Raw genomic sequence first — 24309 nt, 5'->3', positions numbered from 1 at the left:
ATTCACCCTACTGCACGGTGACGTTCGTGATGGTGGCAGGAACAGCGGGGGTCTCCGTGCCGCTCGTGACGCCGGCGGCGATGACTCCGCTCTGGAGCTGGTCGAGTCCGCTGGTGACCTGGCCGAGCACGGTGTAGCCGCCCGCGGTGTCGGAGGGGATGGTGGAGTCGGCATAGACGATGAAGAACTGGCTGCCGTTGCTGTAGCCGTTGTCGCCCTGTCGCGCCATGGCGAGCGTGCCTGCCGGGTAGACGTTGTCGGCCGGAGCATTCTCCACCGGGCCGTACGAGTAGCCGGGACCACCCGTTCCGTCGCCCTTCGGGTCACCGCACTGCAACACGAAGATGCCCGTCGTCGTCAGACGATGGCAGGTGAGCCCGGTGTAGAACCCGGCCTGGACCAGGGAGATGAACGACGAGACGGCCTGGGGGGCTGCCACACCGTCCAGGCCGATGGCCAGGGGGATGTCGTTGATCGTGAGGGTGCCTGTCCAGTCCCGGCCCTCGGCCACGGATTTCGGCGGCACATCGCCGGTGTTCTCGGTGGAACTCGGCGTCGCCGAGGGTGAGGCTGTCGGTTCGGCAGTGGCGGATGCGGACGGCGACGGCTGGGGTGTACCCGGGCCACCGGAGAAGTAGAAGACCTGCACGACGATGGCGACGATGACCACGACGAGCACGACGATCACCGAGACGAGGTTGTCACGCTTCCGACGGGTCACCTGCGACGCGTGCACCCTCTGTCGTGCCTGGTAGTTGCGGAGTCGCTGCTTGGACTCGCGTGCTTCACGATCAGAATTGCTCGGTGCCACGAATCCTCCGTCAACGACTGTTCCGGCGCTGACAAGCGACGGACCCCCCGAGAACTTTACGGTGAATCCGGCCCTCAGCTCAAAAGCTCCCTGCGGAGCAGCCCGTGCAGTCCCTGCGCAGCAGCCCTGTCGGTGGGTCGGGCTACCCTGAAGCCATGGTCTCGACACAGCAGGGGCTCCATTCGGGAGCCGTCCCTCTCGCGGTGCGAATGCGCCCGCGAAGCCTCGACGAAGTGGCCGGCCAGAAGCACCTCCTCCGCCCGGGTTCGCCGCTGGTGAACCTCGCCTCCGACTCCGGCGGTGCCCAGGGATCGGTGTCGATCATCCTCTGGGGGCCGCCCGGCACGGGCAAGACCACCCTGGCGCAGGCCATCGCGCACAGTTCCAACCGCAAGTTCGTCGAGTTGTCGGCGGTGACGGCTGGGGTGCGGGACGTGCGCCAGGTGATGGAGGAGGCCTTCACCAGCCGCGACCTCTACGGAGTGTCGACCGTGCTCTTCCTCGACGAGATCCACCGTTTCACCAAGGCCCAGCAGGATGCTCTGCTTCCCGGAGTCGAGAACGGCTGGGTCATCCTGGTGGCCGCAACGACCGAGAACCCGTCGTTCTCTGTCATCTCACCCCTGCTCTCCCGCTCCCTCCTGCTCACCCTCGAGCCGCTGAGCGACGACGACCTCGGCCTGCTGGTCGACCGTGCGGTGGTGGATGCCCGGGGCCTGGCCGGGCGCGTCACGCTGACGCCCGAGGGCCGGGCCACGATCATCCGCCTCGCGTCGGGAGACGCCCGGCGGGCACTGACGGCGCTGGAGGCCGCGGGCACCAGTGCGCTGGCCGGTGGCGATGCCGACCCGGTTCCCCAGATCACCGACGAGACCGTGGCCCAGGCCGTGGACCGCGCGCTCCTTCGGTACGACCGCAACGGCGATGAGCACTACGACGTGATCAGTGCGTTCATCAAGTCGGTGCGAGGGTCGGATGTCGATGCGGCGATCCACTACCTGGCGCGCATGATCGAGGCGGGTGAGGATCCGCGATTCATTGCCCGCCGCATCATCATCTCCGCGGCCGAAGACATCGGTATGGCCGATCCGCAGGCGCTCGTCATCGCGACCGCAGCCGCCGATGCCGTGCAGTTCATCGGCATGCCGGAGGGGCGCATCCCGCTGGCCGAGGCGGTCGTGTACCTGGCGACGGCGCCCAAGTCGAACGCGTCGTACCTCGCCATCGACAAGGCGATAGCCGACGTGCGCGCCGGAAAGATCGGGCGTGTTCCGAAGCCGCTCCGGGATGCGCACTATCCGGGTGCGAAACGGCTCGGTCACGGCAAGGGCTACGCATACCCGCACGACAGCGATCTCGGCGTGGTGGCGCAGCAGTACCTGCCCGATGAACTGAAGAGCACGGAGTACTACCGGCCGACCGAGCACGGTAACGAGCGGGACGTCGCAGCACGGCTGGAGAAGATCCGCAGGATCACGCGGGGTTGAGCCGTGGTTCGGGTGTCTCCTGTGGTAATCTTCTCGAGGCCTACTTTTGGGTGTCTTTAGCGCGGCTGCGAGAGACCCCGATCAGGAACGATGAATTCTGTAGCCGAATCATCCGGCCCATCCCTCGATTTCCGTGAGTACCCATGTATTCACGGGTCATACCTTTCACCACTTTATTTGAAGGATGTTTGTGTCTACCAAGTCACGTACCCGCAGCAAGACCCGCCTTTCCCGGGCCCTCGGCATTCCGCTGACCCCGAAGGCCGCCAAGTACCTGGAGAAGCGTCCCTACGCTCCGGGTGAGCACGGCCGCACCAAGCGCAAGACCGACTCCGACTACGCGGTGCGCCTCCGCGAGAAGCAGCGCCTGCGTGCCCAGTACGGCATCCGCGAGGCCCAGCTCAAGATCGCCTTCCAGGAGGCCCGTCGCGGCAGCGGCCTGACCGGTGAGAACCTGGTCGAGCTGCTCGAGATGCGTCTCGACGCTCTCGTACTCCGTGCCGGTTTCGCCCGCACGACCGCACAGGCCCGCCAGCTGATCGTGCACCGCCACATCCTCGTCGACGGCGCCCGGGTTGACCGCCCGTCGTTCCGCGTCAAGCCGGGACAGATGATCCACGTGCACGCCCGTTCAGAGGCCCTGCCTCCGTTCCAGGTCGCAGCTGCCGGTGGCCACGTCGACGTTCTGCCCAAGGTTCCGGGCTACCTGTCGGTCGAGATCGACAAGCTCCAGGCCCGTCTCGAGCGTCGCCCGCGTCGCGCCGAGGTTCCCGTGACCTGTGAAGTGCAGCTGGTCGTCGAGTACTACGCGGCTCGCTAGTTCCCTCGTTCGTTACAGATACGCTTAGGGCGGTCCACCTCAGGGTGGGCCGCCTTTTTCGTATCCTGCCCAGCTGACCTGCTGGTGCACACCGAGTTGTAAGGAGTGTCCACATGTCTGGTGGAGACATCGCCGGGCTGATCGCCGCGGGAGTTTTTGCGGTGCTGGTCGTGTTCCTCGCTCTTCCGCTCATCAAGCTCGGCAAGGTGTTCGACGAGACCACTCTGGCGATCAGGGATGTCAGCAAGGGGATCACGCCGATCCTCGAGGAGACGACGGTCACGGTGCAGGAAGCGAACAAGCAGCTGGCACGGGTCGACTCGATCACATCGAACGTCGCAGAGGTGACCGGCAACGTGAACTCGCTGGTCGCGCTCTTCGCCGCCTCCGTCGGAGGCCCCCTCATCAAGATCGCCGGATTCAGCGCCGCGGTGCGTGCGGCCATCCGGGGCGGCCGCGAGCTTGCGGATGACTCCTCGTCCACACAGGCGAAGTCGAAGAAGAAATCCACCGGTCGCCGCGCCCGTAAATCGGACTACTGAGAGCCACTAAACTGGCCGGAGTTCGAAAACCAACCCCCAAGAAGGAGCCCGCCTTGAAGAAAGTCCTGTGGTTTGCAGCCGGAATCACCGTCGGTGTCGTGGCAGCCCACCAGCTCAACCAGACGGCCCAGGGCAAGAGGTTCTTCGCCGAGCTGGACGCCAAGATCAAGGACTTCTCCGAGGCGCTGGCCGACGGTTACCACGAGCGTGAGAACGAACTGCGTTCCGCCATCGGTGACGCGGGCGACGCCGTGAAGAAGGCTGCACAGAAGTAGTGCAGACCGCAGACATCCGCCGTCGCTGGCTCGAGTTCTTCGGCGACCGCGGCCACACCGTCGTTCCCTCCGCGTCCCTGGTGAGCGACGATCCCACTCTCCTGTTCACCGTCGCGGGGATGGTTCCGTTCATCCCGTACATGTCGGGGCTCGTGCCGGCGCCGTTCCCGCGCGCGACGAGTGTGCAGAAGTGCATCCGTACCCTCGACATCGAAGAGGTCGGCAAGACGACCCGGCACGGCACGTTCTTCCAGATGAACGGCAACTTCTCGTTCGGCGACTACTTCAAGGAGACCGCCATCGAATACGCCTGGGAGCTGCTGACCTCGAGCGAGGCCGACGGCGGGCTCGGGTTCGCCGAGAAGGACCTCTGGGTCACCGTCTACGAAGACGACGATGAGGCGATCGGCATGTGGAAGAAGACGGCCGGCCTTCCCGACCATCGCATCCAGCGCCTCGGCAAAGAAGACAACTACTGGTCCACAGGCCAGCCGGGGCCGGCCGGACCCTGCTCGGAGATCTACTTCGACCGAGGGCCCGCCTATGGCGCAGAGGGTGGGCCGATCGCCGATGAGAACCGCTACATCGAGATCTGGAACCTCGTGTTCATGCAGTACCTCATCGGGAACGTGAAGTCCAAGGTCGACTTCGACATCCTGGGCGAATTGCCCCGCAAGAACATCGACACGGGGATGGGCCTCGAGCGAGTGGCGTTCATCAAGCAGAACGTCGAGAACCTCTACGAGATCGACCAGGTGAGGCCGGTGCTCGACCGGGCCGCCGAACTCTCCGGTCGCCGCTACGGCGCCGACCACGAAGACGACGTGCGCATGCGGGTCGTTGCAGACCACGTGCGCTCGGCGCTGATGCTGATGTCAGACGGCGTGACCCCGTCGAACGAGGGGCGTGGCTACGTGCTCCGGCGCCTGCTCCGGCGCACCGTTCGCAGCATGCGTCTGCTGGGCGTCGACCGGTCGACGTTCCCCGAGCTCTTCCCCGCCTCGCGCGACGCGATGTCGACCGCCTATCCGGAGGTCTCGGCGGACTACGAGCGCATCTCCCGCACGGCCTACGCAGAAGAGGAGGCCTTCCTCCGCACGCTCACCGGCGGCATGACCATCCTCGATCTCGCTGTTCTGAAGACGAAGGAGAAGGGCGCCCCGGCTCTCGCCGGCGACACGGCCTTCCAGCTGCACGACACCTACGGTTTCCCCATCGACCTGACGGTGGAGATCGCTGAGGAGGCCGGCCTCTCTGTCGATCGCACGGCCTTCGAACGCCTGATGACCGAGCAGAAGCAGCGGGCGAAGGCCGACGCGAAGTCTAAGAAGCTCGGCAACGCCGACCTCAGCGCCTTCGCTGCCTTCCGGGCACAGGGTGAGACCGTCTTCACCGGCTACACCGAGCTGGAGACCGAGTCGCGGGTGCTCGGCCTGATCATCGACGCCCAGTCGGTGAACACCGCGGTGTCGGGAGAGCTCGTCGAGGTCATCCTGGCCGAGACGAGCCTCTACGCCGAATCGGGCGGCCAGGAAGCAGACTCCGGAACCATCGTCGGCGACGGCTTCGTTCTCGAGGTGCTGGATGTGCAGAAGCCCGTGAAGGGCCTCATCAGCCACCGTTCCCGGGTCGTGAGTGGGCAGGTCGCCGTGGGCGACATTGCACGCAGCGTGGTCGACAGCGACTGGCGGAAGGGTGCGACGCAGGCGCACTCGGCCACCCACATCGTGCATGCGGCACTGCGGGAGATCCTCGGATCGACCGCTCACCAGTCAGGGTCGTACAACAAGGCCGGGTATCTCCGCCTCGACTTCACCTGGAGCCAGCCGCTCTCGGCCGCGACGAAGTCGGAGATCGAGGAGATCTCGAACACGGCCGTCCGGGCGGATTTCGGCGTGGTCACCCGCGAGATGGCCGTCGACGACGCAAAGGCGCTCGGCGCCATGGCCCTGTTCGGTGAGAAGTACGGTGACGTCGTGCGGATGGTCGAGATCGGCGGCCCGTGGTCGAGAGAACTCTGCGGCGGCACCCACGTCGTGCACACCTCGGAGATCGGGCTCATCAACCTGCTGGGCGAATCGTCCATCGGCTCGACGAACCGCCGGGTGGAATCCCTCGTCGGTGCCGACGCGTTCCGGGAGTTCGCCACCGAGCGGGCGATCGTGTCGCAGTTGACGTCGTCGCTGAAGGCACCCCGCGACGAGCTCACGAACCGCATCGCCGATCTCGTGGCCAACCTCAAGTCGGCCGAGAAGAAGATCGCCGCCTACGAGACGAGCGCACTGTCGTCACGGGTGCCCGCCCTGGTGGACTCCGCCGAACGGCTCGGTACCGTCTCCCTCGTCAGTGCGAACGTCGGGGAGCTCCGTTCGAGCGACGACCTGCGGATGCTCGTCACGGCTGTTCGCGAACGGCTCGGCAGCGCGCCCGGCGTGGTCGCACTGGCCGCCAGCGTCGCTGAGAAGCCGGTGGTCATCGCCGCGACGAACGATGCTGCACGCGCCGTCTCTCTTCGTGCCGGCGCCCTGGCCAAGCTCGCCGCAGGCGTGCTCGGCGGCGGAGGCGGCGGCAAGGACGACCTCGCGCAGGGCGGTGGAACGAATGTCTCGGCCATCGACGATGCCCTGACTGCGATTCGTTCCGCCGTGGTCGACGGGCGAGCGTGACTCCTCCCGTGGGCCGGCTCCAGCGGGTGCGGGCGGCGGCGTTCCTGCCGTCGCCCGGGGGTCTCTCGTGAGGCAGGGAGTACGAGTCGGCATCGACGTCGGCAAGGCCAGGGTCGGCGTTGCGCGATCCGACCTGCACGGCATCCTCGCGACCCCGGTCGAGACGGTGGCACGTTCGAGTTCCGGCAGAGCGGACATCGAGCGGATCCTCGCCATCGCCACGGAGATCGACGCCACCGAGTTCATCGTGGGGTTACCGCTCTCGATGTCGGGTGGCCGTACGCCGTCCACCGATGATGCCTCCGCGTTTGCACTGGAGCTCGCCCGGGCGGCCTCACATCCGGTTCGGATGATCGACGAACGCCTGACGACTGTTTCAGCCCAAGCTGCTCTTCACCGCTCGGGCAAGAACACGAAGAACTCACGCCCAGTGATCGATCAAGTAGCCGCCGTTATACTTCTGCAACATGCCCTCGACGTCGAGCGCTCCACGGGTAACCTCCCAGGGCTCCCGGTCGACCCGAACCAAGGACCACACAGTGACTGACCCCCAGCCACCCGAGAACCACCCCTTCGCCGAATTCTTTCGAGAGTCGCCTCCGAGCGACAGTCGGCGGGGGGCGCGACGGGAACACCAGCAGACCAGTAGGGCGAGTCGCCCCGGCGGGCCTCGCCGACGGCGTCCTGCCCGCGTGATCGTCACTGTCGTCGTCACGCTGGTGCTGGTGGGCGGCCTGGCCGCTGCGGCCAGCGCGGTCATCCCGCCGCTGGTTCCGGGAATCCAGAAGATCTTCGGCGGTTCGAGTACTGCAGCCGACTTCACCGGCACGGGAACAGGGGAGAAGGTCGACTTCGTCATCAACTCCGGCGATGACGGCTCGATGATCGGCGACAATCTGGCTGCCCAGGGAATCGTCGGGTCATCGGCGATCTTCTACAAGCTCCTCCTCACCCAGCCCGACGTGGTCTTCCAGCCCGGCACCTACACGCTCTCGAAACAGATGAGCGCGCAGTCCGCGCTGACGGCGCTCGAAGACCCGGCGAACCACGTGACCAACCAGGTGGTCATCCCTGAGGGCACGCTCGCGGCCGAGGTGCTCACGACCCTCTCCACCGACACGGGAGTGCCGCTCACCGATCTTCAGGCGGAGGCCGCCAACTTCACCCAGTTCGGCATCGACGCGTCGGCGCCGAACATCGAGGGGTACCTCTTCCCGGCGACGTACACGTTCGAGCCGAACACGTCCGCGAAGGATCTGCTGAAGACGATGGTCGATCGCACCTTCCAGTCCCTCGATACCGCCGGTGTGCCGGTGGCCGACCGGGAGAAGGTGCTGACGCTGGCCTCGGTCATCCAGAAGGAGGCCCGGCTGGAGCCGGACTTCTACAAGGTCTCGCGGGTGTTCACGAACCGCATCGCCGACGACATGCCACTCCAGTCGGACGCGACGGTGGCCTACGGCACCGGCGAGAAGCGTGTGGACACGACGGATGCCGAACGGAACGACGAGTCGAACCCGTACAACACCTACGTGCACACCGGGCTCCCGGTCGGCCCCATCTCGAATCCCGGGGACACCGCCATCGACGCGGCCATGCACCCCGCCGACGGCACGTGGCTCTACTTCGTCACCATCAATCTCGACACCGGTGAGACCGTGTTCTCCACCTCCTACGACGATCACCTGAAGGCCGTCGCCCAGTACCAGGCCTGGTCGGCAGCCAACCCCGGCGCGGGGGGATGACCGGGCAGGGGCGACCCCGCCTCGCCGTTCTCGGTTCGCCCATCGCGCACTCCCAGTCGCCGGCCCTGCACGCGGCGGCCTACCGGGTGCTCGGTTTCGACGCGGAATACGGATCTGCCGAAGTGGAATCGGGGGGGCTCCGAGCCTTCGTCGACAGCCTTTCGCCCGTCTGGCGCGGGCTCTCGCTGACGATGCCGCTCAAGGAGGAGGTGCTCCCGCTGCTCGACTCGGCAGACAGACTGACCACGCTGGCGCAGGCGACCAACACCGTGCTGTTCACCGATCACGCCGGCAGCCGGAGGATCGACGGGTTCAATACGGATGTCGCCGGCATCGTCAACGCCTTGGCCGACGGGGGAGTGCGCGACGCCCGGGACGTGCTGTTACTGGGGGCCGGAGCCACGGCTCGCTCCGCCGTCGTCGCTGCCGCGAGCCTCGGCGCCCAGCACATCACCGTCGCCGTGCGGAACGCCGCCCGCGCCGAGTCCGTCGTGCAGACGGCCCACGAATCCGGGGTGGCCACCACGATCATCCCGCTCTCCGAGGGGCTCGCCCGAACAAGCGCTGCAGTCGCCATCAGCACTCTGCCCGGAGGCGCGCTGACCTCGGTCGACGTCGCCCGCGTGATGCCCGAAGCAGGGTCGGTGCTGCTCGATGTCGCCTACGCGCCCTGGCCCAGCCTCCTCGGCCGGCAGTGGGCGGCCGGCGGCGGCGAGGTCGTCTCCGGTCTCCGGATGCTGGTGCACCAGGCCCTCGCGCAGGTGCGCGTCTTCGTCGGAGGCGACCCCGAGCTTGTACTCGAGAACGAGCCGGCCGTACTCGCCGCGATGTTCGAGGCTGTGGGCCTGCCCGCCTGACCGCGACGCGGCGACCGAAATCCTGTGGGAGGATTTCAGCATGCTCCGTTGGCTCACAGCCGGAGAATCCCACGGCCCCGAACTCATCGCCATCCTTGAGGGTCTGCCGTCTGGAATCCCCGTTTCCGTCGAAAACATCCAAACCGATCTGGCGCGCCGGAAACTCGGCTACGGCCGGGGTGCGCGCATGAAGTTCGAACAGGACGAGGTGTCGCTCTCGGGCGGCATCGTGCACGGATTCACCCTCGGCAGCCCCGTCGCCATCCGGGTCGGCAACACCGAGTGGCCGAAGTGGACAGAGGTGATGGGAGCAGCACCCCTCGACGGCGAGGCGAAGTCGACGGGCCGCGGAGCCCCGCTCACCCGCCCCCGGCCCGGCCACGCCGACCTCGTCGGCATGCAGAAGTACGGGTTCGAGGAGGCCCGCCCGATCCTCGAGCGCGCAAGCGCCCGCGAGACCGCCGCCCGGGTAGCCCTCGGTGCCGTGGCCCGCAGCTTCCTCGCCGAGCTGGGGATCACCCTGGTCAGCCACACCCTCTCGATCGGGCCGGTGCGGGTGCCCGAAGGCTCGCGCCTGCCACGGCCGAGCGATGTCGACACGCTCGACGCCGATCCACTCCGCTGCTTCGACCCGGACACCTCCGCCCTGATGGTGGCCGAGGTCGACGACGCCCACAAGGAGGGCGACACCCTCGGCGGTGTCGTCGAGGTTCTGGCCTACGGACTGCCGCCCGGGCTCGGCTCCCACGTGCACTGGGACAGGCGGCTCGACTCGCAGCTCGCCGCTGCGCTGATGGGCATCCAGGCCATCAAGGGTGTCGAGGTGGGTGACGGGTTCCTCACGACGACCCGCCGCGGCTCCCAGGCGCACGACGAACTCTTCGAGGTCGACGGCGAGATCGGCCGCTCCAGCGACAGGGCCGGCGGCACAGAGGGCGGTATGAGCACCGGTACCGTGTTGCGCGTGCGCGCCGGTATGAAGCCCATCGCGACCGTGCCGCACTCCCTCCGCACGGTGGATGTCGCCACCGGCGAAGCGGCAGCGGCGAACCACCAGCGCTCCGACGTGTGTGCGGTTCCGGCGGCCGGTGTCGTGGCGGAGGCGATGGTCGCGCTCGTGCTCGCGAATGCGGTTCAGGAGAAGTTCGGCGGCGATTCGGTGCGGGAGACGAAGCGGAACCTGGATGGCTACCTCGCGGCGATCCCCGCGGCGCTCCGAAGCGGGCACGAGGCGGTCGAGGCGCCGGTGCGAAGCGATGAGACCCCCGCGGTGCGAAACGACGGCACGAGCAGAGCGCCGGTGCGGGACGGATTCGATGTGGGCCTGCCAGCCAAAGAGCCCGCGCCCGAAGGCCCCACGCACGACGGCCCAGCGGGCATCCGGTGACCGTCGTCATCATCGGCCCGCCGGCCGCCGGGAAGACCCGCATCGGCCGCCGTGTCGCAAAGCTGCTCGAGATGACGTTCACCGACACCGACAAGCAGATCCAGGCCCAGCACGGGCCGATCGCAGCGATCTTCGAGACCGAGGGCGAGCCGCGGTTCCGCGAGATCGAACGGGCGGAGGTCGTGCAGGCGCTGAAAGGCGGCGGCATCGTCTCGTTCGGTGGCGGAGCCGTGCTGAACCCTGCCACCCAGCACGATCTCGACGGCTGCCTCGTTGTACTCTTCACCTGCACCGCCGAGGCCGTCGAAGCGCGGCTCGGCAACTCCAAGCGCCCCCTCGTTCCCGACGTGGCAGCCTGGCAGAAGGTGGTGGATGCCCGGCGGGAGCTCTACGACGAACTCGCCGACTTCACCGTCGACACCTCGCACCACCGGGCCGACGACATCGCCGAAGACGTCGCCGCCTGGATCCGCACCCGACTGGGAGAGCACGTATGAGCACCGAGACCAACACAGACAGAGACAACACAGACAGAGACGCCCCCACCACCATCACCGTTCCGGGCGACCAGCCCTACGACGTGATCGTCGGGCGCGGGGTTCTCGCAGGGCTCGGAGCGTCGCTCGCGCCCGGTGTGCGGAAGATCCTCATCGTGCATGCACCGCAACTGGCGGACTGGGCCGGGGTGCTTCGCGATGGGCTGAAGACCGACTTCGAGGTGCTGCTCGCCGAGATTCCCGACGGCGAGGGCGCCAAACGGGTCGAGGTCGCGTCGTTCCTCTGGCAGATCCTCGGGCAGGCCGACTTCACGCGCTCCGACGCCATCGTGGGCTTCGGTGGGGGAGCGACCACCGACCTCGCGGGCTTCGTCGCCGCGACGTGGCTGCGCGGAGTGCAGCTCATCCAGGCTCCCACGACCCTCCTCGGAATGGTCGATGCGGCCCTCGGCGGCAAGACCGGCATCAACACCGCTGAGGGCAAGAACCTCGTCGGCGCCTTCTACGCTCCGACAGCCGTGCTCGCCGATCTCGACACGCTGGCCAGCCTGCCGCGGAACGATCTGCTCGCCGGATTCGCCGAGGTCGCCAAGGCCGGCTTCATCGCCGAGCCGGAGATCCTCGACATCATCGAACGCGATGTGGATGTCGCCACCGACCCGGCCTCGCCCGAATTCCGCCGGCTCGTCGAGCTCGCCATCGGACTGAAGGCCAGGGTCGTCGGCGAAGACTTCAGGGAGTCGGGCCTCCGCGAGATCCTCAACTACGGCCACACCCTCGGTCACGCGATCGAGCACACCGAGCGCTACCAGTGGCGGCACGGGGCCGCAGTCGCCGTCGGCATGGTCTTCGCCGCCGAGCTCGGGCGGCTCACCGGCTCGCTCTCCGACGAGGCGGTCGACCGTCACCGCCGCGTGCTCGAACTGCTGACGCTGCCGACCAGTTACCCGGTCGGCCGCTGGAACACCCTGCTCGCGGCGATGCAGCGCGACAAGAAGGCGCGCGGCAGCATGCTGCGGTTCATCGTGCTCGACGACATCGCGAAACCGACCGTGTTGCAGGGTCCGGAGACGGCGCTGCTGTTCGCCGCGTACCAGGAGATCGGGTCATGACCCGGGTGCTCGTGCTGAACGGTCCAAACCTCGGCAGGCTCGGCAGCCGCGAGCCCGACGTCTACGGCCACCAGGATCTGGATGCCCTCCGGCAGTTGCTCCTGACCAACGCCCCCGAGGGGTACGACGTCGAGGTGCGCCAGACCGACGACGAATCGGAGCTGATCGGCTGGCTGCACTCTGCGGTGGATGAGCGCACCCCCGTCATCCTGAACCCCGCCGCCTTCACGCACTACTCCTACGGGCTCCGGGACGCGGCCGCACTCGTGACCCGAGCGGGCCTGGCGCTGATCGAGGTGCACATCTCGAACCCGCACGCGCGTGAGACGTTCCGGCACACCAGCGTCATCTCCGCTGTGGCGACCGGTGTCATCGCGGGATTCGGCTTCGACGGCTACCGGCTGGCCCTCGAACAGCTCTCCCGCATCTCGACTACACTGTGATGTCGGGCCGGACGGGCCCGCTTCAGTGTTCCACCCGCAACTTCCCAACCGAATGGATCCACCTCTCCCATGGCTTCGACAAGCGACATCCGTAACGGCGTAGTGATGAAGATCGACGGCCAGCTCTGGGCTGTCATCGAGTTCCAGCACGTCAAGCCCGGCAAGGGTGGCGCGTTCGTGCGCACCAAGATCAAGAACGTGCTCTCGGGCAAGGTCGTCGACCGCACCTTCAACGCGGGTGCCAAGATCGAGACGGCCAACGTGGACCGCCGCGACTACACCTACTCCTACAACGACGGCCAGGACTTCGTGTTCATGGACAACGACACCTACGAGCAGCTCAGCGTGACCGACAAGGTCGTCGGCGATGCGAAGAACTACATGCTCGAGAACCAGCCGGTGACCATCGCGCTGCATGAAGACGCGCCGCTCTACGTCGAGCTGCCGGCATCCGTGATCCTCGAGATCACCTACACCGAGCCGGGCCTCCAGGGCGACCGCTCGACCGGCGGCACGAAGCCCGCGACCGTCGAGACCGGGCACGAGATCCAGGTTCCGCTGTTCCTCGAGCAGGGCACCAAGGTCAAGGTCGACACCCGCACGGGCGACTACCTCGGCCGCGTCAGCGACTAGGGCTGCTGTTCTGTGAGTGCGCGCACGAAGGCCCGTAAGCGGGCGCTCGACATCCTGTACGCGGCGGATGTCCGCCAGATCTCCATCAACGAGTCGCTCGCGGCAGAGGCTGCGCGCGCGCTGACCGAACCCGCGCGGGAGGCCTCGTGGGAGTATGCGCGTGAGATCGTCGACGGTTTCGTGTCGCACGGCTACGAGATCGACGAGCTGATCGAGACCTACGCCGTCGGCTGGACCCTCGGCCGCATGCCGCACATCGACCGCGCACTCCTCCGCATCGGCATCTGGGAGATCCTCTACAACGATGGCGTTCCGGATGCCGTGGCCATCGCCGAGGCGGTCGAGGCGGCCCAGTCGATGTCGACCGACGACTCGGCCGGCTTCATCAACGGCATCCTGGCGAAGATCGCCCAGACCAAGGGCGTCGCCCACTAGCCTTCACGGCAGTATGACTGACGACCGTGGCCGTCGGCAATCCCGATTTCGACCCGGCCCCGACGGCAGCCCGACATTACGGAATGCCCACAGCCCATCCTCGCCGTATATCGCCGAGGTTTGACCTCGGGCATTCCGTAGTTGCGTGATGGATCTGCTCGCCGAGCTCGCTTTCCGCTGAGAACGCTCGGTTTTTTTCATCCGCATATTCTTGTGTTCGTCGCTGGCGATGCAACAGCTGCCCGCGCCGAGATGGCGGTTCCGCCGATCCACAGGGGCTGGACGCCCGGAGGCGGGGGACCTGCTCGACCGGCACCGGGTGCAGACCAATTTCCGTACCGTGGGTCGCGGGTGAATGTAGCTTCTCGATGACCGGCACCCGTTTCAGCGACGCCGTCATCCTCGTGACATGAACTACGGCGGCGAATACGTCGTTCCCCGGTGACGCGGGGCTGTATTCTAGCGACCTCGAGCGAGAGTCTCCCGATCTCGGTGTGGCCCGGGGCCCCGCGGCTCGGAGAGCCCGGCGGCCCGGCGAGGCGGGCTGGTATGGTGGAGGAACACGACAACCTTTAAGAGCCGTACTGTGAGACGGAGAAGGGAGTCCGACATGGCGCGCACTGTGCTGTCTCAGGCTGACATTTCGCGGGCGCTGACCCGCATCTCGCACGAGATCCTGGAGTCGAACCGGGGGGCCGACGGTCTCGTGATCCTCGGTGTTCCGACGCGCGGCGTCTTTCTCGCCCGGCGGATCGCCGAGATCATCCAGCGCATCGAACAGGGCGCTCCGGCGTCGCTGGTGGGCGCGCTCGACGCCACGATGTACCGCGACGATCTCGGCCGGAACATCACCCGCACCCCGCAGCCGACGGACATTCCGGCCGGGGGAGTCGACGGCAAGACCGTCGTGCTGGTGGATGACGTGCTGTACTCGGGTCGCACCATCCGCGCTGCGCTGGATGCGCTGAGCGACATCGGACGGCCGAAGGTCGTGCGGCTCGCGGTGCTGGTCGACCGAGGACACCGGGAGCTTCCGATCCGGGCCGACTTCGTGGGCAAGAACCTGCCGACGTCGACCGATGAGCGTATCAACGTGCGACTCCTGGAGGTCGACGAGGTCGAAGAGGTGAGCATCGAGGGCCCGCGCGACTCTGGGGCTGCGACATCCGGAACCACCGCAGCCCCGCGCGTCTTCCACGACCCCTTCGACGAGGGCAGCAACGAGCCCGACGGCGGCACCCGATGAGGCACCTTCTCTCGACGAAGACCCTAAGCCGTGACGAGGCGCTGCAGATCCTCGACGTCGCCGAGGACATGGCCGCCGTCAACGACCGGGAGGTCAAGAAGCTCCCGACGCTTCGCGGCAAGACCGTCGTCAACCTCTTCTTCGAGGACTCGACCCGCACCCGCATCTCGTTCGAGGCCGCAGCGAAGCGCCTCTCCGCCGACGTGATCAACTTCAGCGCCAAGGGCTCGAGCGTGTCGAAGGGTGAGAGCCTGAAGGACACCGCCCAGACGCTCGCGGCGATGGGTGCCGACGGGGTCGTCATCCGCCACCATGCAAGCGGCGCGCCGCTGGTGCTTGCCGAGAGCGACTGGATCGACGCGCCCATCGTGAATGCGGGCGACGGAACCCACGAGCATCCGACCCAGGCCCTCCTCGACGCATTCACGATGCGGCGCCGCCTCTTCGGCGCAGCGAGCCGCGGACGCGACCTGGACGGTGTGAGCGTGGTGATCGTCGGCGACATCCTGCACTCCCGCGTCGCCCGGTCGAACCTCTGGCTGCTCGAGACCCTGGGGGCGCACGTGACCTTCGTCGCCCCGGCCACGCTCGTGCCGTTCGGTGCCGAAAAGCAGTGGCCCGCCACGATCAGCTACGACTTCGACCAGACCATCCGCCAGGCCCAGCCCGATGTGGTGATGATGCTCCGCATCCAGAGCGAGCGGATGAACGCGGCGTTCTTCCCCAACGCCCGGGAGTACGCCCGCGAGTGGGGCCTCGACGATGCGCGCCTCGCCACGCTCCGCCCGGATACGATTGTGATGCACCCGGGCCCGATGAACCGGGGCCTCGAGATCTCCGCGGCAGCGGCGGACTCGGCCCAGTCCACCGTGCTGGAGCAGGTCACGAACGGGGTGTCGATCCGCATGGCGGTGCTCTACCTGCTGATGTCCGGCCAACCCGAAGCTGCCGAACGAGAGGCCGCCGAATGAAAGGCACACACGTGGGCAACCCGAGTCACCTCATCGTCGGAGCCACCCTTCCGTCTGGAGAGCGAACCGACCTGCTGGTGCGGGATGGCCGGCTCTTCCGTGTCGGCCCGGGCACCGATGACGCCTCGACGCGAGACGCGATCCGGATCGACGCCGACGGCCTCGTCGCTCTTCCGGGCCTCGTCGACCTGCACACGCACCTCCGGGAGCCCGGCTTCGAACAGAGCGAAACGGTTCTCACCGGAACGCGCGCCGCGGCGGCCGGCGGATTCACCGCCGTGTTCCCGATGGCGAACACCCTCCCCGTCTCCGACACCGCTGGCGTCGTCGAGCAGGTCATGACCCTGGGCGACGACGCGGGGTACGCCACGGTGCGCCCGATCGGCGCCGTGACGGTGGGGCTTGCCGGCGAACGACTGAGTGAGATCGGCGCCATGGCCCACTCGAAGGCCCGGGTGCGGGTCTTCTCCGACGACGGCAAATGTGTACACGACTCCCTGCTGATGCGTCGCGCGCTCGAATACGTGAAGACATTCGATGGCGTCGTCGCCCAGCATGCGCAGGATCCGCGGCTCACCGAGAACGCGCAGATGAACGAGGGCGCCCTCTCCAGCGAGCTCGGGCTGAAGGGCTGGCCGGCCGTCGCCGAGGAGTCGATCATCGCCCGGGATGTGCTGCTCGCTGAGCATGTCGGTGCACGCCTGCACGTCTGCCACGTGTCGACGGCCGGGTCGGTCGACGTCATCCGCTGGGCCAAGGAGCGGGGCATCGTCGTGACCGCCGAGGCGACACCGCACCACCTCCTGCTGACCGAAGACCTGATCCGGAGCTACGACGCCCGGTACAAGGTGAACCCGCCGCTCCGCCGCGACGAAGACGTGCTCGCTCTCCGGGCCGGGCTGGCCGACGGCACGATCGACATCATCGCCACCGACCACGCCCCGCACCCGACGGAGTCGAAGGAGGCGGAGTGGGATGCCGCGAGCTTCGGCATGGTCGGCCTCGAGTCCGCGCTGAGCGTCTCGCAGACGGCGCTCGTCGACACCGGCCTCCTGGGCTGGGACGACATCGCCCGGGTGCTCTCCCGCACGCCGGCCGGGATCGGCCGGCTGACAGACCACAGCCACGACTTCGAGAACGGCGCTCCCGCCAACTTCACCCTGCACGACCCGACGTCAACAAGCGTCTTCGACCTGTCCCGCCTGGCGGGCAAGAGCCACAACTCTCCGTTCCTCGGGCGCACCCTCTCGGGCCGGGTGCAGCACACCTTCCACCACGGGTATCCGACGGTGCAGGGCACCCGGGTGCTCGAGAGCGACATCGTCGCGGCATCCGCAGCGACCCAGAAAGCAGGTCCAGCACTGTGAACACCCTCGTTCTCGCCATTCCGGTGATCGCCCTCCTCGTCGTTCTCTACCTCGCCATGGCACTCGGCTGGCGTGCCCGCAAGCGCCGGCAGGCGGGCTTCGCGGCTGCGGCCACGACTCCGGAGGATTCCGGCGCCCTCCTGTTCGAGGCCGCAATGCTCTACGTAGCGACGACCCCCGCGGCCAAGCCACTCGAACGGCTCGTGCTGCCGGGGCTCGCCTTCCGCGGCCGCGGCACGTTCATCGTCTGGGAGAAGGGCGTCACCCTCTCCATCGACGGTGAGCGCGACATCTACGTGCCGTATGGCAATATCCGTTCCATTGGAACCTCGACCTTCACGATCGACCGCGTCGTCGAGACGGGCGGCCTCGTTCGCCTCGACTGGACGACCCCTCTGGTCGGCGATGAGAAGGCCCGCACCGCCGCCGCGACCGCCGGCGCGACGAGCACAGAGAAGAAGGACATCCTCGCCAGAGCCGCGGCCGGTGACCGCCCCTCGAACGCCGACATCGAGTCGTACGTGCGCATCCTCGACCAGGTCGACAGCGTGCGTGTTCTCGACACCGTTCAGTCGCGCCTCACCTTCACCAGCAGCACAGACACAGACACCACAGACACCCCGAAACAGGAAGGCCAGGTCGCGTGATCGTCACCGAACCGGCAGTATTCGTTCTCGAAGACGGCAACCGCTACACCGGACGGGCCTACGGCGCCCGCGGGCGTACCTTCGGTGAGGCCGTCTTCGCCACCGGCATGACCGGCTACCAGGAGACCCTGACCGACCCGTCGTACGCCGGCCAGATCGTCATGATGACGGCCCCGCACATCGGCAACACCGGCACCAACGACGAAGACCTCGAGTCCGCCCGCATCTGGGTCTCCGGCTTCGTCGTGCGGGACCCCTCCCGCATCGTGTCGAACTTCCGCGCGACAAGGGCGCTCGACGACGACCTCGTGCGCGATGAGGTCGTGGGCATCAGCGGTATCGACACGCGAGCCGTCACCCGCCACATCCGTTCGGCCGGGGCCATGCGCGCCGGCATCTTCTCGGGGCCCGACTTCGAGCTGTCACCGGATGCCCAGCTGAAGCTCGTGCGGGAGGGCGCCGAGATGGCGGGCCAGAACCTCTCGAAGCGTGTCTCGACCGCCGAGCGTTACACGGTTCCCGCGGTGGGCGAACGGATCGGGTCTGTCGCCGTGCTCGACCTCGGCGTCAAGAAGTCGACGCTGAACTACCTCGCCGACCGCGGTTTCGACGTGGAGGTGCTGCCCGAGTCGATCTCGTCGGCCGAAGTGCTGGCGCTTTCGCCCAGCGCGCTGTTCTACTCGAACGGGCCCGGTGACCCCGAGGCATCCGAGGGTCATGTCGAGGTGCTCCGCGACGTGCTGCGCGCCGGTGTGCCGTACTTCGGAATCTGCTTCGGCAACCAGCTGCTCGGCCGGGCCCTCGGCTTCGGCACCTACAAGCTGCCGTTCGGCCACCGCGGGATCAACCAGCCGGTGCTCGACCGCACCACCGGTCGCGTCGAGATCACGAGCCAGAACCACGGCTTCGCGGTCGATGCACCGAGGGAGGGCGTCACCCAGAGCCCCGAGGGCTTCGGCCGGGTCGAGGTGAGCCACATCAGCCTGAACGATGACGTGGTGGAGGGCATCCGGTGCCTCGACATCAAGGCGTTCAGCGTGCAGTACCACCCGGAGGCGGCGGCGGGGCCGCACGATTCGATGTACCTGTTCGACCGGTTCAGAGAGATGGTGCTCACAGGCTCCCTCGACACCGCCGAGATCACGAAGGAAGGCAACTGATGCCCAAGAGAGAAGACATCACGAGCGTCCTGGTCATCGGATCGGGACCCATCGTCATCGGCCAGGCGTGCGAGTTCGACTACTCGGGCACGCAGGCCTGCCGGGTGCTCCGCGAGGAGGGCGTGCGCGTCATCCTGGTGAACTCGAACCCCGCCACGATCATGACCGACCCCGATTTCGCCGATGCGACCTACGTCGAGCCGATCACCTGGCAGGTCATCGAGAGCATCATCAAGAAGGAGAAGCCCGACGCCATCCTGCCGACCCTCGGCGGCCAGACGGCCCTGAATGCGGCGATCGACCTGCACAAGCACGGCATCCTCGAGAAGTACGACGTCGAGCTGATCGGCGCGAACTTCGAGGCGATCAACAAGGGCGAGGATCGCCAGATCTTCAAGGAACTGGTGCTCGAGTGCGGCGCGGATGTCGCACGCTCGTTCATCGCGCACACCGTCGAGGAGGCCGTCGAGTACGCACTCGACCTCGGCTACCCGCTGGTGGTGCGCCCCTCGTTCACGATGGGCGGACTCGGATCGGGTTTTGCGTACACAGAGGCAGAGCTCCGTCGCATCGTCGGTGACGGCCTCCACCAGAGCCCGACCACCGAGGTACTGCTCGAGGAGTCGATCCTCGGCTGGAAGGAGTACGAGCTCGAACTGATGCGCGACACGGCCGACAACACCGTGGTCGTGTGTTCGATCGAGAACGTGGATCCGGTCGGGGTGCACACCGGCGACTCGATCACCGTCGCGCCCGCCCTCACGCTGACCGACCGCGAGTACCAGAACCTCCGGAACATCGGCATCGACATCATCCGCGCCGTCGGGGTGGACACGGGTGGCTGCAACATCCAGTTCGCCATCGACCCGGCCAACGGGCGCGTGATCGTCATCGAGATGAACCCGCGCGTGTCGCGGTCGTCGGCGCTGGCCTCGAAGGCCACCGGCTTCCCGATCGCGAAGATCGCGGCCAAGCTCGCGATCGGCTACCGGCTCGACGAGATCCCGAACGACATCACCAAGGTCACGCCGGCCTCGTTCGAGCCGACGCTCGACTATGTCGTCGTGAAGGTGCCGCGCTTCGCCTTCGAGAAGTTCCCGGCAGCAGACGCCACGCTGACGACCACCATGAAGTCGGTCGGCGAGGCGATGGCCATCGGTCGCAACTACTCCACCGCCCTGCAGAAGGCGCTCCGGTCGCTCGAGAAGCGCGGCTCGTCGTTCCACTGGGACGGACCCGTCTCGGCGCTGCCATCGAAGGAGGAGCTGCTGGCGATCGCTGCGGTTCCGACCGACGGCCGCATCGTGACCGTGCAGCAGGCGCTTCGCGCGGGCGCGACCCTCGAGGAGGTCTTCGAGGCCACCAAGATCGACCCGTGGTTCATCGACCAGATCGTGCTGATCAACGAGGTGGCCGACACCATCGCCGCTGCGCCCCTGGCGGATGAGGCGACACTGCGGCTCGCGAAGGACCACGGCTTCTCCGATGTGCAGATCTCGGCCCTCCGGGGAGTCTCCGAGGAGGAGATCCAGGGCATCCGCTACGGCCTCGGTGTGCGCCCGGTCTACAAGACGGTCGACACCTGTGCGGGGGAGTTCCCCGCCCTCACGCCGTACCACTACTCGTCGTACGATTCCGAGACCGAGGTCACGCCATCGGATCGCCGCAAGGTCGTCATCCTGGGCTCCGGCCCGAACCGCATCGGGCAGGGTGTCGAGTTCGACTACTCCTGCGTGCACGCGTCGTTCGCTCTCTCGGATGCCGGCTACGAGACGATCATGATCAACTGCAACCCGGAGACCGTGTCGACCGACTACGACACCAGCGACCGGCTCTACTTCGAGCCGCTGACGCTCGAAGACGTGCTGGAGGTCATCCACGCCGAGCAGCAGAGCGGCGAACTCGTCGGCGTTGTGGTGCAGCTCGGCGGCCAGACCGCCCTCGGGCTCGCGAAGGGTCTGAAGGCCGCAGGCGTTCCGATCGTCGGCACCACTCCCGAGGCGATCGACCTCGCCGAGGAGCGTGGGCTCTTCGCCGGGATTCTGGATGCCGCGGGCCTTCTTGCTCCAAAGAACGGCACCGCCTACGACTACGACTCGGCCGTCACCGTGGCCGAGGAGATCGGCTACCCGGTGCTGGTGCGTCCGTCGTACGTGCTCGGCGGCCGGGGCATGGAGATCGTCTACGACAGCCCCTCGCTCGAGGACTACTTCGAGCGGGTCGCCGGCCAGGGAATCGTCGGCCCGTCGCATCCGCTGCTCGTCGACCGCTTCCTCGACGATGCGATCGAGATCGACGTCGACGCGCTCTACGACGGCGACGAGCTCTACATCGGCGGCATCATGGAGCATATCGAGGAGGCCGGCATCCACTCCGGCGACTCGTCGTGCACCCTGCCGCCGGTCACCCTCGGCCAGGACGTCATCGCCCGGGTCAAGATCGCCACACTGGGCATCGCGTCGGGCATCGGCGTGCGCGGACTGCTCAACGTGCAGTTCGCGGTGGGCGCGGGCATCCTCTACGTGCTCGAGGCGAACCCCCGGGCATCCAGAACCGTCCCGTTCGTGTCGAAGGCGCTCGGCATCCCCCTCGCCAAGGCGGCGTCGCGCATCATGGTCGGCGACTCGATCGCCCAGCTGAAGGCCGAGGGAATGCTGCCGGTCATCGACGGGTCGATCGTGCCGTTCGATGCTCCGGTCTCGGTGAAGGAGGCCGTGCTGCCGTTCAAGCGGTTCCGCACCAAGGAGGGCCTGGTCGTCGACTCGGTGCTCGGGCCGGAGATGCGCTCGACAGGCGAGGTCATGGGCATCGACCGCGACTTCCCGCGGGCGTTCGCGAAGAGCCAGGAGGCCGCGTACGGCGGGCTGCCGCTCTCGGGATCAGTGTTCGTGTCGGTCAGTGACCGGGACAAGCGCGCGATCGTGCTGCCGGTGCTGCGGTTGCAGCAGCTCGGATTCGAGATCCTCGCCACGGCCGGAACCGCGGAGGTACTGAACCGCAACGGCATCAAGGCGCGTATCGTTCGGAAGTATTCGCAGGGCGCAGACGCGTCGACGTCGGAGCCGACCATCGTCGATCTGATCAACCGCAACGAGGTCGACATCGTGATCAACACGCCCTCGGGGCGGTCGGCGCGGGCCGACGGGTACGAGATCCGGGCGGCGGCGGTGGCGGCCGACAAGCCGCTGTTCACTACGATCGCGCAGCTCGGTGCCGCGGTGGCATCGTTCGACGGGATGAAGGACGGCTTCACGGTGACGAGCCTGCAGGAGTACGCGTGGGAGCGCGCCGAGGCCCTCGAACGGGCCGAGGTGCTCGCCCTGGCGAACGCGGCGCTGTGACGGAGGGCGTGGTGCCGAGCGGCCGAGCGCCGTTCGGCGAGCGGCTGGCCGGCGTCTTCGAGACGTTCGGTCAGCTCTCGGTGGGTATCGACCCGCACGACTATCTGCTCGATGCGTGGGGGCTTCCGCGTTCGGCATCGGGTGTGCGCGAGTTCGGACTCCGAGTGGTGGATGCCGCGGCCGGCCGGGTGGGCATCCTGAAGCCGCAGGTGGCCTTCTTCGAGCTCTACGGATCGGCCGGCTTCAGCGCCCTCGAAGACGTGCTCGCTGCCGCCCGCGCGGCCGGACTGCTGGTGATCGCCGACGCCAAGCGGGGTGACATCGGCACCAGTGCGGCGGCGTACGGTCGTGCCTGGCTCGAGCCGGGATCACCGCTCGAGGCCGATGCGGTGACGCTCACGGCCTACGCCGGTGTCGGGTCGCTGCTGCCGGTCTTCGAGTTGGCCGAGCAGGCCGGCAAGGGCGCGTTCGTGCTGAGCGCGACATCCAACCCCGAGTCGTTCGCGCTGCAGACCGCGCGCGCCAGCTGGGGAGGAGAGGACCTCTCGCTCTCAGGGCTCGTTGCGGGCGAAGTCTCCACCTTCAACCGTTCGGCGACGCCCGGGCCCGGCGGCGTGCGTGCCGCTGTCGGTAACATCGGACTCGTGCTTGGAGCGACAAAGAACCTGACCGACTACGGAATCGACCGCGATGCCCTCGCGGAGGGTCCCGCGACGCCGGTGCTCGCGCCCGGATTCGGCTTCCAGGGGGCGACCTTCGGAGACGTGCGTCCCGTCTTCGGCGCGCTCACGGCGACGACGGTGGTCGCGGTCTCACGCTCCGTGCTCGCTGCCGGAGCGTCTGGGCTCGCCTCGAGCATCCAGAACCAGGCGATCGAGCTCAACGACGCTCTGGCGGCCACGCGATGAGGCCCCCCGAGGTCGACAGGGTCGCCGCCTCCCGGGCAGCTGTCGCGGCCCGGCGCGCACGGGCCGACGTGAAGAAGAACGTCGTGATCGGCGTGCGGAGTCCCGAAGACGTCGTGCGGGCCGGCCTCGCCGAGCCGGCGGGAGCCGAAGGCAGCCTGCGGGTGCGCGACCTGCTGCTGAGCATCCCGGGTCTCGGGCCGGTACGCAGCGACCGGATGCTCGAGAAGCTGGCGATCTCGCCGTCGAAGCGGGTGGGCGGCCTCGGCCGGCACCAGCAGGAGCGGCTGCTCGACTCCCTCAGTGCGCGTGCTGGCGGCTCGGCGACGGCGCGCCCGGGCGGCGGCCCAGGCGACGGGTCCCAGCTGGTCGTGCTCGCCGGTCCCACAGCGGTCGGCAAGGGAACGGTCTCCACGTACATCCGCGAGAACTACCCCGAGGTGAAGCTCTCGGTGTCGGCCACGACCCGCGCGCCCCGCCCCGGTGAGATCGACGGGATCAGCTACTTCTTCGTCACCGACGCGGAGTTCGACCGGATGGTCGCCGAGGGCGAGTTCCTCGAGTGGGCGACCGTGCACAACTCGTCGCGCTACGGCACCCCCCGGGGCCCTGTGCAGGAGGCGCTCGACGCCGGTCGCAGCGTTCTGCTGGAGATCGACATCCAGGGTGCACGGCAGGTTCGGGCATCCGCACCGGAGGCGGTACTGGTGTTCCTGCTCCCGCCCACCTGGGATGAACTCGTGCGCCGGCTGATCGGTCGAGGAACCGAATCGAGCGAGGAACAGGCCCGCCGTCTGGCTACTGCGAAGGTCGAGCTGCGAGCCCAGAACGAGTTCGATTTCCGTGTCGTGAACAACAAGGTCGAAGATGCGGCCCGCGAGGTCGTAGACTTGATGAATATTTCCGCACGGCCTGCCACGGCCTGATGCACGTTCTGAAGGCCCCTTTCACGACCTCGGCCT

General features: G+C 67.5%; 23 protein-coding genes. 22 read left to right on the top strand and 1 reads right to left on the bottom strand.

Annotated features, from left to right (window positions below; translation table 11 throughout):
* Positions 1–7: 7 nt before the first annotated feature.
* Positions 8–811 (bottom strand): peptidylprolyl isomerase, encoded by an 804-nt coding sequence (locus tag B7R21_RS10330; RefSeq protein ID WP_116283182.1) that lies wholly within the window; start codon positions 809–811, stop codon positions 8–10.
* 155 nt (positions 812–966) lie between these two features.
* On the opposite strand from B7R21_RS10330, the gene B7R21_RS10325 reads away from it, so the two are divergent.
* The 22 genes from B7R21_RS10325 to gmk all read left to right on the top strand — a co-directional run bounded on the left by B7R21_RS10325 (position 967) and on the right by gmk (position 24273).
* Positions 967–2298: a replication-associated recombination protein A gene (locus tag B7R21_RS10325; RefSeq protein WP_116283181.1), complete on the top strand. Its 1332-nt coding sequence runs from the start codon at positions 967–969 to the stop codon at positions 2296–2298.
* A 184-nt stretch (positions 2299–2482) separates the two neighbouring features.
* Positions 2483–3118, top strand: a complete 636-nt coding sequence (gene rpsD, locus B7R21_RS10320; RefSeq protein ID WP_172582275.1) for a 30S ribosomal protein S4 — start codon at positions 2483–2485, stop codon at positions 3116–3118.
* Between the two features lie 113 nt (positions 3119–3231).
* Positions 3232–3660 (top strand): DUF948 domain-containing protein, encoded by a 429-nt coding sequence (locus B7R21_RS10315; protein WP_116283179.1) that lies wholly within the window; start codon positions 3232–3234, stop codon positions 3658–3660.
* Between the two features lie 53 nt (positions 3661–3713).
* Complete coding sequence (locus tag B7R21_RS10310) at positions 3714–3935, top strand: hypothetical protein (protein ID WP_116283178.1); 222 nt, start codon at positions 3714–3716, stop codon at positions 3933–3935.
* Positions 3935–6601, top strand: a complete 2667-nt coding sequence (alaS, locus tag B7R21_RS10305) for an alanine--tRNA ligase (RefSeq protein ID WP_116283177.1) — start codon at positions 3935–3937, stop codon at positions 6599–6601. The genes B7R21_RS10310 and alaS overlap by 1 nt, the downstream gene beginning before the upstream one ends.
* Before the next feature lie 67 nt (positions 6602–6668).
* Positions 6669–7148 (top strand): Holliday junction resolvase RuvX, encoded by a 480-nt coding sequence (ruvX, locus tag B7R21_RS10300; RefSeq protein WP_116283176.1) that lies wholly within the window; start codon positions 6669–6671, stop codon positions 7146–7148.
* A gap of 145 nt (positions 7149–7293) precedes the next feature.
* A complete protein-coding gene (gene mltG, locus B7R21_RS10295) occupies positions 7294–8346 on the top strand; it encodes an endolytic transglycosylase MltG (protein ID WP_253259744.1) in 1053 nt (350 codons plus the stop codon).
* Positions 8343–9203 carry a shikimate dehydrogenase family protein gene (locus B7R21_RS10290; RefSeq protein WP_116283175.1) on the top strand — a complete coding sequence of 287 codons (861 nt, stop codon included), beginning with the start codon at positions 8343–8345 and terminating at the stop codon, positions 9201–9203. Before mltG ends, B7R21_RS10290 begins: the two co-directional genes overlap by 4 nt.
* A gap of 40 nt (positions 9204–9243) precedes the next feature.
* Positions 9244–10590 carry a chorismate synthase gene (gene aroC, locus B7R21_RS10285; protein WP_116283174.1) on the top strand — a complete coding sequence of 449 codons (1347 nt, stop codon included), beginning with the start codon at positions 9244–9246 and terminating at the stop codon, positions 10588–10590.
* On the top strand, positions 10587–11087 hold the full coding sequence (locus B7R21_RS10280) for a shikimate kinase (protein ID WP_116283173.1): 501 nt from the start codon (positions 10587–10589) through the stop codon (positions 11085–11087). Before aroC ends, B7R21_RS10280 begins: the two co-directional genes overlap by 4 nt.
* Complete coding sequence (gene aroB, locus B7R21_RS10275; RefSeq protein ID WP_116283172.1) at positions 11084–12199, top strand: 3-dehydroquinate synthase; 1116 nt, start codon at positions 11084–11086, stop codon at positions 12197–12199. Before B7R21_RS10280 ends, aroB begins: the two co-directional genes overlap by 4 nt.
* Positions 12196–12642, top strand: coding sequence for a type II 3-dehydroquinate dehydratase (locus B7R21_RS10270; protein ID WP_116283171.1), 447 nt, complete (start codon positions 12196–12198; stop codon positions 12640–12642). Before aroB ends, B7R21_RS10270 begins: the two co-directional genes overlap by 4 nt.
* A 69-nt stretch (positions 12643–12711) precedes the next feature.
* The gene (gene efp, locus B7R21_RS10265) at positions 12712–13275 is read left to right on the top strand and encodes an elongation factor P (RefSeq protein WP_116283170.1); all 564 of its coding nucleotides are present in this window, start codon (positions 12712–12714) and stop codon (positions 13273–13275) included.
* A 12-nt stretch (positions 13276–13287) separates the two neighbouring features.
* The gene (nusB, locus tag B7R21_RS10260) at positions 13288–13710 is read left to right on the top strand and encodes a transcription antitermination factor NusB (RefSeq protein WP_116283169.1); all 423 of its coding nucleotides are present in this window, start codon (positions 13288–13290) and stop codon (positions 13708–13710) included.
* 610 nt (positions 13711–14320) lie between these two features.
* Positions 14321–14956 (top strand): bifunctional pyr operon transcriptional regulator/uracil phosphoribosyltransferase PyrR, encoded by a 636-nt coding sequence (gene pyrR, locus B7R21_RS10255; protein WP_116283168.1) that lies wholly within the window; start codon positions 14321–14323, stop codon positions 14954–14956.
* Positions 14953–15927, top strand: coding sequence for an aspartate carbamoyltransferase catalytic subunit (locus B7R21_RS10250; protein ID WP_116283167.1), 975 nt, complete (start codon positions 14953–14955; stop codon positions 15925–15927). Before pyrR ends, B7R21_RS10250 begins: the two co-directional genes overlap by 4 nt.
* Positions 15924–17294 (top strand): dihydroorotase, encoded by a 1371-nt coding sequence (locus tag B7R21_RS10245; RefSeq protein ID WP_116283166.1) that lies wholly within the window; start codon positions 15924–15926, stop codon positions 17292–17294. The genes B7R21_RS10250 and B7R21_RS10245 overlap by 4 nt, the downstream gene beginning before the upstream one ends.
* Positions 17291–17941 (top strand): PH-like domain-containing protein, encoded by a 651-nt coding sequence (locus B7R21_RS10240; RefSeq protein WP_116283165.1) that lies wholly within the window; start codon positions 17291–17293, stop codon positions 17939–17941. The genes B7R21_RS10245 and B7R21_RS10240 overlap by 4 nt, the downstream gene beginning before the upstream one ends.
* On the top strand, positions 17941–19101 hold the full coding sequence (gene carA / locus B7R21_RS10235; protein WP_116283269.1) for a glutamine-hydrolyzing carbamoyl-phosphate synthase small subunit: 1161 nt from the start codon (positions 17941–17943) through the stop codon (positions 19099–19101). Before B7R21_RS10240 ends, carA begins: the two co-directional genes overlap by 1 nt.
* Entirely contained in the window at positions 19101–22442 is a 3342-nt protein-coding gene (gene carB, locus B7R21_RS10230) for a carbamoyl-phosphate synthase large subunit (protein ID WP_116283164.1), read from the top strand. Before carA ends, carB begins: the two co-directional genes overlap by 1 nt.
* Entirely contained in the window at positions 22439–23350 is a 912-nt protein-coding gene (pyrF, locus tag B7R21_RS10225) for an orotidine-5'-phosphate decarboxylase (RefSeq protein ID WP_253259743.1), read from the top strand. Before carB ends, pyrF begins: the two co-directional genes overlap by 4 nt.
* Positions 23347–24273 carry a guanylate kinase gene (gmk, locus tag B7R21_RS10220; RefSeq protein ID WP_116283163.1) on the top strand — a complete coding sequence of 309 codons (927 nt, stop codon included), beginning with the start codon at positions 23347–23349 and terminating at the stop codon, positions 24271–24273. The genes pyrF and gmk overlap by 4 nt, the downstream gene beginning before the upstream one ends.
* Positions 24274–24309: the final 36 nt, after the last annotated feature.

Origin of the sequence: Subtercola boreus (genome assembly GCF_003399625.1) — a bacterium.
GTDB classification, from domain to species: domain Bacteria; phylum Actinomycetota; class Actinomycetes; order Actinomycetales; family Microbacteriaceae; genus Subtercola; species Subtercola boreus_C.
The sequence above is the reverse complement of the archived record's forward strand: the minus strand, read 5'-3'. Positions and strand labels throughout refer to the sequence as shown.

Bases quoted from the DNA above. Each gene is read 5' to 3' on its own strand.
- B7R21_RS10325 (WP_116283181.1), top strand. From the start codon at position 967: ATGGTCTCGACACAGCAGGGGCTCCATTCGGGAGCCGTCCCTCTCGCG.
- rpsD (WP_172582275.1), top strand. From the start codon at position 2,483: ATGTTTGTGTCTACCAAGTCACGTACCCGCAGCAAGACCCGCCTTTCC.
- B7R21_RS10315 (WP_116283179.1), top strand. From the start codon at position 3,232: ATGTCTGGTGGAGACATCGCCGGGCTGATCGCCGCGGGAGTTTTTGCG.
- B7R21_RS10290 (WP_116283175.1), top strand. From the start codon at position 8,343: ATGACCGGGCAGGGGCGACCCCGCCTCGCCGTTCTCGGTTCGCCCATC.
- aroC (WP_116283174.1), top strand. From the start codon at position 9,244: ATGCTCCGTTGGCTCACAGCCGGAGAATCCCACGGCCCCGAACTCATC.
- aroB (WP_116283172.1), top strand. From the start codon at position 11,084: ATGAGCACCGAGACCAACACAGACAGAGACAACACAGACAGAGACGCC.
- B7R21_RS10270 (WP_116283171.1), top strand. From the start codon at position 12,196: ATGACCCGGGTGCTCGTGCTGAACGGTCCAAACCTCGGCAGGCTCGGC.
- efp (WP_116283170.1), top strand. From the start codon at position 12,712: ATGGCTTCGACAAGCGACATCCGTAACGGCGTAGTGATGAAGATCGAC.
- pyrR (WP_116283168.1), top strand. From the start codon at position 14,321: ATGGCGCGCACTGTGCTGTCTCAGGCTGACATTTCGCGGGCGCTGACC.
- B7R21_RS10250 (WP_116283167.1), top strand. From the start codon at position 14,953: ATGAGGCACCTTCTCTCGACGAAGACCCTAAGCCGTGACGAGGCGCTG.
- B7R21_RS10245 (WP_116283166.1), top strand. From the start codon at position 15,924: ATGAAAGGCACACACGTGGGCAACCCGAGTCACCTCATCGTCGGAGCC.
- carB (WP_116283164.1), top strand. From the start codon at position 19,101: ATGCCCAAGAGAGAAGACATCACGAGCGTCCTGGTCATCGGATCGGGA.
- gmk (WP_116283163.1), top strand. From the start codon at position 23,347: ATGAGGCCCCCCGAGGTCGACAGGGTCGCCGCCTCCCGGGCAGCTGTC.